The sequence below is a fragment of the Arthrobacter terricola genome, from assembly GCF_004354015.1.
In the GTDB taxonomy this organism is placed as follows: domain Bacteria; phylum Actinomycetota; class Actinomycetes; order Actinomycetales; family Micrococcaceae; genus Arthrobacter; species Arthrobacter terricola.
The window spans coordinates 1-10,885 of record NZ_SMRU01000060.1; the positions used below are offsets into that span (position 1 = coordinate 1).

The window sequence follows — 10,885 nt, forward strand, 5'->3', positions numbered from 1 at the left end:
GCAGCATGCCGAAGGTGCCGCTGGAGGACTCGACCGCGGCCGAGGTGCTGGCCGACCCGGATTTCTACAACCGGATCGAATGCTCCATCCAGTCCCCCTTGGTCAGCCGCACCGATCTGAAGACGTTCGGCCGCAAGGCGCTGACGACGCCGGGCAAGCTCACACAGTTCGAGGTCTTCGGCCCGCATTCGAAGGCCGACCAGGAACTGTCGTTCATCCTGGTCCTCGGCGTCTTTGCCGCCAAGGCACTGCGCGACTACGTCGCAGAGCACGGCGTCCTCCCCGCACACGAACTGCGGGCGAGCGTCCGGGCCGGCCTGGCACTGCCGATCACCGAGTACGTACAGCGCCGGCACGGATTTGCGGCAGACTTCACCGGGCCGGCCGCTGCGCCGGCGACGCACCTGGTGACGCTGAAGATGTTCAACACCCCGGTTCCCGTCCGTCTCACCTTCGAGGCCGTGCACGTGCTGGCGGAGGGTGCGAGTGCGCAGTTCGCGATCACGAACAAGGGCGAGGTGCTTGCCCGGGCCCTGCTGGAAGACCTCCGGCACAGCGATCCCGAGGGCCATGCCCGGCTGGCCGCGCAAGGGATCAGTGCCGCGGACCTGGTTGCCGTGCAGAACACGATCGGCGTGGATGCCGGAGAAGGGACGACGAACTTCCCCGCGTACTCCGAGGGCCGGTTCAACCCGGCTGCGTCCGGCACGCTGGACCAGGGTTTCGGCACGGTGCTCGAGAACGCCATCGAAGCCATGCGCGAGGCCCGTCCCCCGCTCGTTTTCGGCAGCCGCAAGGAGCTCGCGGATTTCCTCCAGCAGGAGCCGTCCAAGTTCACCCGGGCCAAGCATGAGCGTGCCCGGGGCTTCGTCGACGACCAGGCCGAGTACCTGTGCGAGGAGATCGCCTCGGCGTTCGGCGATGTATTGGCACAGGCCGGCTCCGCCACCGATGTGGTCTATGTCTATGGTGGCGGCTCGGGGCCTATCGCGAAGTTCCTGCGTCCGAAGCTGCAGCAGATCGCCGGTGACATTCCGGTGTTGTATCTCGACGCCCGGTACTCGCGGCATCTGAACCGCGAAGGTCTCTATATCGCGGCGCGCCACGTCGAGCAGGCCGCCGGAAAGGATCCGGCGCCGGCTCCGGGAGCAGCTAAGGATCAGAATGCGGCTTGATGATGGAGACTGTTTGTCAGCCGCGCGACGAAGGTCTCCCCGGCAACAACCGGCTCAAACGCTTTCCTGACAGGTACTCCGATCAGTGGCTTGCGCCGCCGTCCACGAAGGAAACCCGGGCGGTGTACTGCTCATACAGCTTCACCGCCTCGTCAAGGTTGATGTGGCCGATGTCCAAAGAGACAGCAAGGCCCTCCAACTGGGCAGAGCAGGTTTCAGCTGCGCTGACCCTGTCCGCGACCGCGCGGGACGTCGCAAAGTTGGTGGCCAGGGCCGCGGCGACCGAGAAAATTACTGCCAGCAGGCACAGCAGCCGCCACACGGTCGAGTCGTCTCCGAGCGAGAAGATGCCGGCGACGGCGTGGCTGAACCCGGTGCCGCCGGCGGCGGGGCCTGCGGTGAGCACGGCGGCCAGGCCGCTGCCGATGATGCTGACGGTGGAAAGCCGGTTCCGCCGGGGCCGTTCCCTGGCAAGGTATGCCCGGAGGGTCCGTTGTTTATCATCGATCCTGGTCGACAGCCGCTGCCGGGCGTCGGGTGTTGCGCTCATGGGCTTACGCCAGCTTCCCTCACCGATCCTGGGTCACGCGCGGTGACCAGCGCGGACAGGATCAGCATGCGCCCGTAGAGATGCCGTGTCCAGCGTTGGCACAGTGGGACGTCCGATGGCCCGACGCCACAAAGCGACCGTTCATTTGATCCCGGACTCCGGCAGGAACACAGCCGAATCCGGCTACACAGCGAACGGTAAGTAACGGTCCGATGCTTGAGCACCGAGGGCGTCGTGCCGGCAATCGGAACCTGCACACTCAACGGCGCGAAGGGTCGAGGATCAGCACAAAGTCGTGGGTTGCGAGGCAAGCATCTCTATTTGCTTTGTCATAAGTCATTCCCCGTCGGTGCGTTCACTGAATAAGCGAAACAATTATAAAAGGAACAAGTTGCACCGCAAGGTGGCGCAGGCCGCAGCGTCAAGTACCTTGACCGGGCAGGTTCAAGTGTCAGAAATTGAACGCAATATTCATTATATGAACGCTTATGCGCTGTGGCGATGCGTCTAGCAGACTTTTTAACCCGGCAGCGCTGCCCACCGGCCCTGTCTTTTACCCAGGAGGTATCCGATGGTCCGTTCCGTCATGGTCGAGCAGTATGGAGGCCCGGAAGTCCTGCTGCTCGGTGAACGGCCCGCTCTTGAACCTGCTGCTGATGAGCTGCTCGTGGAGACCCGGGTCGTCGGGGTGAACTTCATCGAGACCTACCAGCGTGAAGGCCTCTACCCGGTGGAGCATCCTTTCACGCCGGGTTCCGAAGGGATGGGTGTGGTGATCGGCGTCGGTGCAGCGGTTGAAAACGTCGCGATCGGCGACCGCGTCACCACCACCCAGGCCTCCCGCACCTACGCTGATGCTTTCCTCGTCAAAGCCGACCAAGCGTTGCGTGTTCCGGACCGGATCTCCGATGAGGTCGCTGCGGCGCTGCCAGGGCAAGGCTTGACGGCCCACTATCTGGTCCGCTCCACCTACCCGGCCCAAAGGGGCGATACGGCCGTCATCACAGCCGCGGCCGGCGGGGTAGGTGGACTTGCGGTTCAGCTCCTCAAGGTCCAACAAGCAACGGTCATCGCCGTCGTCGGATCGGAAGAGAAGGCCGGGACGGCGCGGTCCCTGGGTGCCGACCACGTGATCGTGGGGTACTCCGGTTATGCGGAGCAGGTCCGGGAAATCACCCAAGGCCGTGGCGCCGACGTCGTCTACGACTCCGTAGGCAAGGACTCCTTCGACGAGTCCCTCAATGCCCTCCGCAAACGCGGAATGCTGGTGCTCTTTGGCGCCTCCCCCGGCCCAGTGCCGCCATTCGACCTCCAAGGACTCAACAAACACGGATCCCTTTACGTCACCCGCCCCACCGTCGACGACTACCTCCAAGACGTGGAAGAACGAAACTGGCGCGCCAGCGAGCTGTTTGACGCCGTCCTCAACGGAACCCTGGATGTGCGCATCGCCGGAACCTACCCTTTGGCCGATGCCGGGCGCGCCCATGAAGCCCTTCAGACAAGGACGGCCAACGGAAAACTGCTGCTCATCCCTTAGGTCCAAAGCGGGACATTCCCTCATTGCAACCGTTGGGCGTCGGCGCAGACCATGCTGACCATGTCCACCCTTCTTGGCCCCGGCATGACGCGGTCATTACTGGCCCCACTGAGAAACCCGGCTTGAGCGGTTGAACTTACCGGGGGTAATGGCCAGGAGACGTTTTGCATTCGTTTTGAAGCGGGCCTCAGGAAACTTCGAGCCAAGCCCTTGTCTATACAGTGCCCTCATGCCCGGGGGTCCTTCATGCACCAACGCGTAGACTGTGGCGCTGATGATCGGTAGGCTGCGCGAATGCCAGAGGATCGATTTTCCGGCGAGGCAGGCACAGGTGACTCGGAAAAGGCCGCTCCGCGACCGAGACGGTGGCTGTTTGCCCTTCTGGGTTTTGCTTGGCTCGTTCTTGGTATCGCATGGCTGATCGTCGCTCTGACTGGCTCCAGTGGCTCAGCGGAGCCTTGGCGTATTGCCCTTGGAGTTCTCTATCTGGCGTTAGGCATTATGGGCATTATTGGCTGGCTTCGCGGCAGAAGGTCCCCTTCGGAAACGATCCGCTGACCGACCCCGCAGCCAGCAGCAGCTCGGCCAGGAACCCTGATAGCTCAATTGCTCCTTCCCGGCGACGGTCAGGGCTTCGTCCAGGACCGCACGGACGGTGGGCAGGCGCAGCCGGCGGCAGGCCTGGTCCACGGCGGCGACGGCGGCCTGTTCAGTGAGGCCGCGCCGCCGGCGCAGGGTCGGGGTGATGGTGGCGGCCGGTGCGGTGGGGCTCATGAGACGTTTGTGGACACTGCTCCTCAGTCAACGCTTTTTGCTGCTCGGGAGCGTCGATTCCTTGCGTCGGTTTTTTGGCTGGCTTTATGGCAGGCAAACCGGGGGCGCCGACCGTCATTCCCGGCCGCGCTCTGAGTTCCGGCTGCACAGTCGGTCCCCGTATATGTGCCTGCGGTCTTGATTCTCCCTCTAGCGGCGCTTCAGCATCACCGCGACGGCGGTCGCGATACTCACTGCGACGCCGAGGACCCCTGGTCCTGTCACGGCCTGACCACGCGACCCCACCCATGGTGCGGCAGTCGGCCGAAGCAGCACCGCAGCGGTCGCGGCCGGCACGAGCGCGGCAATGTTGACCGCCAGCCGCATCCGCCGTCCCGATGGCTCCGGTGCCCGGGCGTCCCGTCGCTTCTGCCGGAGGGGGTGGCGGTGCCAGTCCTCGGCTATCAGCCCCGGTACCCGCCTGACGTATGCGAAGACGTGCACCGCGATAGTGGCGAGCCAGACCAGGAAGCTGACAACGTGCACCCGGATCAGGATCTCGGGAGCAGGCCCGGTGATGGCCAGGGCGATGCCGCTGCCGATCAGCGTGAGCGTCGATGCGGCGAGCAGCGGAGCGATCACGCGCAGCAGCGGCCGGGGCGCCCCCTTGCGGCGGTAGGCGGGATCCCTCGAGTAGTAGCGGATAAATCGCCAGCCGGTGCTGGCCGTCTTGGCCACGACCGGGCCTGCCAGGAGCACACCGACGAAGAAGTGCGCCGCCATGAGGCTGCCCAGGGTCGGGACGGTGGCGATCTCGGCCACCGACAGTACCAGCACCACGGCACCTGTCAGTGCGGTCAGGCGCTCGTTGCCGTCGACGCCGGAGGGCTCATCTCCCGCGCCGGGCGCTTCCGCCCCTGAGGGTTGTTCGGGTTGCTGTTCGGACATCGCGTGTTCCTTTCTGTCACGCTTTGACGTCCTGGCGGGGGAACACGATGGCGCTCACCACAACCAAGCCGACAATCCACAGAAGCGCTGCTCCCAGGGCCGCCGGATAGCCTTGGAGGGGCGTCGGACCCACCATTGGTACCGTCGCTCCGACGATCGTGTTGAATACCCTGCCGGGAAACCATTGGGACACCTCCGGCGCGACGACGGCGATGATTCCCTCCAGGACCAGGATGTAGGCCAGGCCGACCCCCACTGCGGTGACGACCGAACGGGTCAGCACCGCAACGAGCATGCCCAGGGCGCTGATTCCGACGAGGCAGAGCGCCTCGTTGCCGAGGAATTCGACGAAGATGCCCAGCCCGTCCGCCGACGTCCAGGCTTCGGTCCGGATCCCCTGCCCAGGGGCGAGAATCAGGATGAAGGCCCCGCTGACAACCAGGGTCAGCAGCATCGAGAGCAGGACGAAGAGCACGAGTGCGAGCATCTTTCCTGCCAGCCAGCGCAGGCGGTGCGGCTGGAGTACCAGCAGGTTCCGCAGCGTGCCCAGGGTCCATTCCGACGCGAGGTTGGCGGCGACCATGATGAGTGCGATGGCGATGATCACGGACCGGGCCTGGCCGATGACGGCGACCAATCCCTGGGGGGTGCGGAAAGCCTCGATGAGCCCGGTCATCTCCTTGCCGGTGGCGCCGGAGGCGATCTGGTGGAACGTCAGGTAAGCGATGAAGGTGCTCACGAGTACCATCGCCCCGGTACCCGCCAGGACGCTCCAGCGCCGGAATTTCAGAACCTCGCTGCCGAACGCGCGGATCACGGAGGTCATGGACGCTGTCCTTTCACGAGGGCGAGGAACAGTTGTTCGAGGCTGGGCTGTTCAACCCGGATGGTCAGATTGGTCACGCCGGTCTCCCTGGCCTGCCGGTCCAGGGCCTTGTCAAAGCCGGCAGGACAGGCGATGCGCAAAGCGCCCTCTTCGGTCGTGACGGCATGGCCTGCCGCGTTCGTGATCCTGGTCACCAGTTCGCGCTGGAGATCGTCTTCGGGTTCGATCACGAGCTCAACGCGTTGGCTCAGCAGCTCCCTGGCCGTGCCGCAGTAGACGGATTTCCCCTCGTGGAGCATGACCAGCCAGTCCGCAACGTGTTCAAGCTCCCCGAGCAGGTGGCTGCTGAGCAGGATGGTCTTCCCCTGGCCGCGCAGGAGGCGGAGCATCCCGCGCATCCCGATGATGCCCAGGGGATCAAGGCCATTGGCCGGCTCGTCGAGAATAAGCAGCTCCGGATCGGGCAGCAGGGCCATCGCTACACCGAGCCGCTGTTTCATGCCCAGGGAGTACGTTCCGGCCCGGTCACGGGCCCGGTCGGAGAGTTCCACCGTTTCCAGCACCTCGCCCACACGGGAGCGCGGGTGGCCGCCAAGGCGGGCGAGCACCTCGAGGTTGGTCCGCCCGGACAGACCCGGATAGACGGCCGGGGCTTCGACCAGTGCCCCGACGCGGGGCAGGTAGCGTTCGAATTCAGTAAGAGAGTGGCCCAGAACGGTGGCGCTGCCGGCGTCGGGCCGCACCAGCCCCAGGAGCAGCCGAAGCGTAGTGGTCTTCCCGGCCCCGTTGGGCCCGATGAACCCCGTGATGGAGCCTTCGGGCACAGACATGGTCAGGCCGTCGACGGCGGTCCGCTTGCCGAAGTGCTTGATCAGGCCATGTGTTTCGATGGCATTCATGGACATCATCCCTTTCCGGGATATGGACTACGCCGATCGGCAGACTCATCGATGGACGGCCGATCGTCGAGCCGGTTGCCGTTCCGGGCGCTTCAGGGCTGCGGGTATTGCCCCGTTTCGCGATGCCATGGAAGGGGAACACCGGCCGGTAGTCCGCCCTGAATGTGCGGTTGCGGCCGGACCGTGGTCACATCGTGCCCGCGACCAGACCATAGTCGGTGAACCGGACCGGTCCGCCCACCAGCACAGGCTGATAGACGGCTTCAAAGGCGGCGACCGCATCCGACTTGCCGTGCGCCTCGTGGGCTTCCTCGTCCTCGAAAATGAAAAGGTGAACGAACCTGGTGGGATCCCCGGCTTCCTGCCAGGCGGCATAAAGCCGGGTGCCGGGCTCGTTCACCTTCACGTAGGCGACGAAGTCCTCGACTGCCGCCTTGACGCGCTCGACGGCATCGGCATGAACCTGATAGTGCGCGGTCTGGTAGATCGGCATGAGCGCATCCTCTTCACGACATCGAATCATTCAGCATTCAGTGGATCACCGGGTCCGGAGCTAGTCAACGCCCGGGACATGTCCGATCGACTCGAATCATCACTGCGTGCAAGAGGAACAAAACGGCACTCGGGCCGGCCATTCCCCTGTACGAACCCCCGTCATCGCGTATTCGGCCGGTGGATGCACGTGACCGTGGCCCTGGTCACTGTCTCACGGCTTCCAGCTCTCCGATGATCTGCGCTTCCTTTTCCGCCATCACAGTTCGTCGCTCCCGAGCCCGTCGGCCAGCTCGGACCGGAACGGAATCCGCGGCCGGGGAGTGGGATGAGCCGGGGGTGCATGAAACTCTTGGGCGACATAGTCCAGCAGGTTGTCACGGGCGTCGCGGTCTTGCATTTCCTGGCGGGTCCGCCATTCGGGGCGCAGGACGCCGGCAACGATTGCAAGCGATTCGCGGTCGCGGTTGTACTTGCGTTGGAGCCGCTCGGGTTCGCGCAGGGTCGCGGCCGCCCGCCCCATCGCCCTGCCTGCCACGCCAGCCCCGGCGACGGGAGGCGGCTCCCCCACCCGCAGAATCTGCGATCAACCACATTACGGTTGCGGGAACCACCGGGCACGGTTCCTGAACCGTCAGCTCGCACTGACTCCGGGGAGTTGGGAAGGGTCGGTGCACACCGGTGCGCCGGGTGCGGGCCGGTCCAGGAAACGGAGTGATTCCATGAAGGTTTTCTGTCCGGAATCAAGGAGGGGATCAGGAGACGAGCCGGACAACGCGAGGACCTGGATGATGGTGGAGCCGTGCATGACAGTCAGGATTTGGGCGCGCAGAGTCCGGCCGTCATAGTCCGTATAGGTGAAATTTGCCCGGACGGCGGCGAACGACTGCACGGTGGTCAGTTCCCTGGTTTCCATGGTTGGCGGCGCGGATCCGGGTTTTCCGGAGTCTGCGGAATTCTTGACGGTTGCATCCAGCGTGGCCTGCAGGACCTCGGTCGTATGCGCAGGGTCCATGCACGGAAGAGGCAATGCCATGACGGATTGGCCCGAATTTTCGGGACTGTATACATCCGCGGTGGACGTGGTTTCCTCGGTCAGGGCAAGCGTCATCCTGGAGTGCGACGGTGGGCTGAGGAACTTCACGGTGAAGCCGTGGACCGGTTCCGTGTAGTCGGTCAAACGCAGGGTCGGGGTTGGCCGTGGGGTCGCCGTGGCTATGGTAGCCGGCTGCGTCGTGGCGGCTGCTTGTTCTTGCTGGCCGTTGTTCAGCACCTGGGGAAGGAATGCCCAGGCACCGGCGCCGCACAGGACGGCCAGACACGCGATGACGACGACCGGGGTGCTTTTCCTGGGGGGTCGCCTTCCCCGCGGGTTCTTCTCCCCCTCAGCGGGCGGGGGCGACGTGACGCCCGGGATGGTCTCTTCCGGCCGGGACGGCATGTGCTCGTCCGTATCCCGCTTCATGTAGCCCCCTGTTTTCGTTGGTGTCGGTATGTGCGACGTGTTCCGGACGCTTGGCCCGTACCTTGGCGTCCCGTTCAGGCGCTGGTGTCTGTTGCGGCCGCCAGGGGAATTGCTGTGCCGGCCCCGTCGATGACCGCATTGATGTAGCCGCTCAGTTCCTTGACTTCGGCGTCGGTGGGCCGCGCGGCGCGGATCGTCTTGCTGCCGGTGACGAACAGGTTCCCGGTCATGGCGACCATGGCCAGAGTGAAGTGCGGCTCGTTCTGGTCCGTGATTGTCTGGACGTTGGCGGTTGCTTTCCTTCCGTGCAGGTCTGCAAGGACCGAGGAAAGTTCGTAGCGGGCGCTCTGGCCGTCAAGGATGAGGGTGGAGGGTGAGCATCGGGCCCGGACCCGGTCCAGGTTGTACATGCCTTGCCAGTACAGCCCGGAATCATCCGAGGAGGCCGTAATGGTTGACCTGCCGGCTGGTGGGCCGAGCAGGGCCGCAGCAGTCGGTATCCGGTCATCCGAGAAGCTCCCGGCACGCAGCAGGTCCAGGCATTCGGCTGGTTCAGTGGTCACCATTGATGAACCCAGCGATTGGATGCCCTGGATCATTTTGAGCTGGGAATCGTCCACCACGGACGCTGCAAGGCCATCGACGGCACGGACGCTACCCACCAGCGCACGCAGCCGGGCAACGGAATACACCGCGGCGGGCGTTGCACCGGCAGTGGGACCCGGGCTGATCGTCCAGGCGTCTGTGGGTACCGCGCCGGGTGCTGAAGCACCCGTGCATCCGGTCATCGGCAGGATCAGCACACCGGCAAGTACCGGAATGACAACGCGACGCGCAAACCTCAAAGCAACCATCCCCCAAAATAGATGACCAAGGCGAACGCGAACGCACTGCCTCAAGATGCCATGCCCGGGCATGAGGTCTTGGACAAGATTAGCCTCTGCATCTCCTCCGGAAAGCATTTGGAACCTGGCGGTTCCGTCGCGTCCACACGGTCCCGGCTTCGGAACAAGGGCCTGAAAATTGCAGGCTTCGGAGTTCTTGGCGTGATCGCCCTCGTTGTCATCATCGGGTCCGTCGTCGCCACGGCTACCACCTCAAGCCCGGCATTGAACCGTTCGAGTTCAACACCACGTCCGGGAGGTCAAGGACCCTGACCGTGACGCCGCCGACGCGACACTGCTCGCCGGTCTCTACGTTGACGCCATCGACGAGGCATGGTTCCGCGGTGAACCCGTTGCCGAGGGCGCCGGTTATACAGCCTGGCGGCAATGGCACCTGGAACAGGCCCAGCTCAGCCCGATGGATCGCAGCCACGACCCGAACGGGTTCGGGGGCCGGATCGGCAAGGACGCCGTCACCGGCGGACTCTACCTCCGTCCGACGGCGAGAAGCTCCTCAGCCCGAAGTATGGGTGCTTCAGAAACCGGAAAAGTTCATTCCTAAAGTCAAGGGCCGGCGCCTGCGGGACTCACGGGGCTGTGAAGGGAAGAATGACACTGGCCAAGACAACGATCGACCCAACGACGAGAAAGATTGCCGCTACGGTCCTGATCGGACCCTTGATCTCGTTGCGGATTGCTGACCGGCGCGCTTGGTGCGCGGGTCATGTTCCAGTCCGCTCCGCGTGTTCACCGTTGGTCGTGATCCCATGGCTGAAGAGTCGACGTCTCGGCTCGAAACCGGAAGCGGCCCACCCCTTGGCGGTGTTCGACTGCCTTCAGCCCGGGGGTCCACCTTCTTCCGGAGCGGGGCGCTCCAGGCTCTGCAGATACATCTATAGGTCTTGTACTCGCGGCTCGCCCTGCGCGACCGACATTCGGAAGCAGTCAGTCAGTGGTTAATTGCCAAGGTCTTCCGGCATGTGGATCAGTTCGGCGAGGAGCGCATCGAGACGCTCCAAACGGTGGGCAGCGTATGCCTCGTCAGCTGTGATGGTCGTGCTGACGCCTCGGACGAGGTTGAGCTCGATGTACCGGCTGCATTCCCAGGCGTCGCATCGGATTTCCGTGGAGTATGAATAGCTGTACCCGGGGTGCTCTTCTTCGACCCGGCGGACGGCGCCGGTGACCGTCTCGGCGGTCCATGCCATTTCGGCTACAGCCGTGTCGCCTAGCAGGGTGGTGAAGTCTGAAATTTCGATGCTCATGGTGTTCGCCTTAATATGCAGGTGTCGGGAAACTTGCCGCCCTCGAGCGGTCCGCTGCTGAGGCTACGATGCCGGCCGGAAGGGTCAC

General features: G+C 64.4%; 12 protein-coding genes and 1 pseudogene. 2 read left to right on the top strand and 11 right to left on the bottom strand.

Annotated elements, in window-relative coordinates:
* Positions 1–1,175: acetate and sugar kinases/Hsc70/actin family protein (locus E1809_RS25605; RefSeq protein ID WP_165962512.1), on the top strand; the 1,175-nt coding region annotated here is incomplete at its 5' end.
* A gap of 82 nt (positions 1,176–1,257) precedes the next feature.
* Here the strand turns inward: E1809_RS25605 and E1809_RS25610 are convergent.
* Positions 1,258–1,725 carry a hypothetical protein gene (locus tag E1809_RS25610; RefSeq protein ID WP_133207044.1) on the bottom strand — a complete coding sequence of 156 codons (468 nt, stop codon included), beginning with the start codon at positions 1,723–1,725 and terminating at the stop codon, positions 1,258–1,260.
* Between the two features lie 571 nt (positions 1,726–2,296).
* On the opposite strand from E1809_RS25610, the gene E1809_RS25615 reads away from it, so the two are divergent.
* The gene (locus tag E1809_RS25615; protein ID WP_133207045.1) at positions 2,297–3,265 is read left to right on the top strand and encodes a quinone oxidoreductase family protein; all 969 of its coding nucleotides are present in this window, start codon (positions 2,297–2,299) and stop codon (positions 3,263–3,265) included.
* A 568-nt stretch (positions 3,266–3,833) separates the two neighbouring features.
* Here E1809_RS25615 and E1809_RS27920 read toward each other — a convergent pair.
* From E1809_RS27920 to E1809_RS25665, 10 genes and pseudogenes are all read right to left on the bottom strand, one after another.
* Positions 3,834–4,039 (bottom strand): annotated as a pseudogene (locus E1809_RS27920) (IS21-like element helper ATPase IstB); the annotation flags it as partial.
* A 189-nt stretch (positions 4,040–4,228) separates the two neighbouring features.
* Positions 4,229–4,966 carry a hypothetical protein gene (locus tag E1809_RS25625; protein WP_133207046.1) on the bottom strand — a complete coding sequence of 246 codons (738 nt, stop codon included), beginning with the start codon at positions 4,964–4,966 and terminating at the stop codon, positions 4,229–4,231.
* Between the two features lie 16 nt (positions 4,967–4,982).
* Positions 4,983–5,792 (bottom strand): ABC transporter permease, encoded by an 810-nt coding sequence (locus E1809_RS25630; RefSeq protein ID WP_133207047.1) that lies wholly within the window; start codon positions 5,790–5,792, stop codon positions 4,983–4,985.
* The gene (locus E1809_RS25635) at positions 5,789–6,691 is read right to left on the bottom strand and encodes an ABC transporter ATP-binding protein (protein ID WP_205754338.1); all 903 of its coding nucleotides are present in this window, start codon (positions 6,689–6,691) and stop codon (positions 5,789–5,791) included. Before E1809_RS25635 ends, E1809_RS25630 begins: the two co-directional genes overlap by 4 nt.
* 187 nt (positions 6,692–6,878) lie before the next feature.
* Positions 6,879–7,184 (bottom strand): putative quinol monooxygenase, encoded by a 306-nt coding sequence (locus E1809_RS25640; protein WP_165962513.1) that lies wholly within the window; start codon positions 7,182–7,184, stop codon positions 6,879–6,881.
* A 258-nt stretch (positions 7,185–7,442) separates the two neighbouring features.
* Positions 7,443–7,754: a hypothetical protein gene (locus tag E1809_RS25645; protein WP_133207050.1), complete on the bottom strand. Its 312-nt coding sequence runs from the start codon at positions 7,752–7,754 to the stop codon at positions 7,443–7,445.
* Positions 7,755–7,817: 63 nt separating this feature from the next.
* Complete coding sequence (locus E1809_RS25650; RefSeq protein WP_133207051.1) at positions 7,818–8,648, bottom strand: hypothetical protein; 831 nt, start codon at positions 8,646–8,648, stop codon at positions 7,818–7,820.
* Positions 8,649–8,722: 74 nt separating this feature from the next.
* The gene (locus tag E1809_RS25655; protein ID WP_133207052.1) at positions 8,723–9,502 is read right to left on the bottom strand and encodes a hypothetical protein; all 780 of its coding nucleotides are present in this window, start codon (positions 9,500–9,502) and stop codon (positions 8,723–8,725) included.
* Between the two features lie 235 nt (positions 9,503–9,737).
* On the bottom strand, positions 9,738–9,965 hold the full coding sequence (locus tag E1809_RS25660) for a hypothetical protein (protein WP_133207053.1): 228 nt from the start codon (positions 9,963–9,965) through the stop codon (positions 9,738–9,740).
* Positions 9,966–10,488: 523 nt separating this feature from the next.
* A complete protein-coding gene (locus E1809_RS25665) occupies positions 10,489–10,797 on the bottom strand; it encodes a hypothetical protein (RefSeq protein ID WP_133207054.1) in 309 nt (102 codons plus the stop codon).
* Between the last annotated feature and the right edge of the window lie 88 nt (positions 10,798–10,885).

Coding starts and splice junctions, on each gene's coding strand:
- E1809_RS25610 (WP_133207044.1), bottom strand. CDS start 1,725: ATGAGCGCAACACCCGACGCCCGGCAGCGGCTGTCGACCAGGATCGAT.
- E1809_RS25615 (WP_133207045.1), top strand. CDS start 2,297: ATGGTCCGTTCCGTCATGGTCGAGCAGTATGGAGGCCCGGAAGTCCTG.
- E1809_RS25625 (WP_133207046.1), bottom strand. CDS start 4,966: ATGTCCGAACAGCAACCCGAACAACCCTCAGGGGCGGAAGCGCCCGGC.
- E1809_RS25630 (WP_133207047.1), bottom strand. CDS start 5,792: ATGACCTCCGTGATCCGCGCGTTCGGCAGCGAGGTTCTGAAATTCCGG.
- E1809_RS25635 (WP_205754338.1), bottom strand. CDS start 6,691: ATGAATGCCATCGAAACACATGGCCTGATCAAGCACTTCGGCAAGCGG.
- E1809_RS25640 (WP_165962513.1), bottom strand. CDS start 7,184: ATGCCGATCTACCAGACCGCGCACTATCAGGTTCATGCCGATGCCGTC.
- E1809_RS25650 (WP_133207051.1), bottom strand. CDS start 8,648: ATGAAGCGGGATACGGACGAGCACATGCCGTCCCGGCCGGAAGAGACC.
- E1809_RS25655 (WP_133207052.1), bottom strand. CDS start 9,502: ATGGTTGCTTTGAGGTTTGCGCGTCGCGTTGTCATTCCGGTACTTGCC.
- E1809_RS25665 (WP_133207054.1), bottom strand. CDS start 10,797: ATGAGCATCGAAATTTCAGACTTCACCACCCTGCTAGGCGACACGGCT.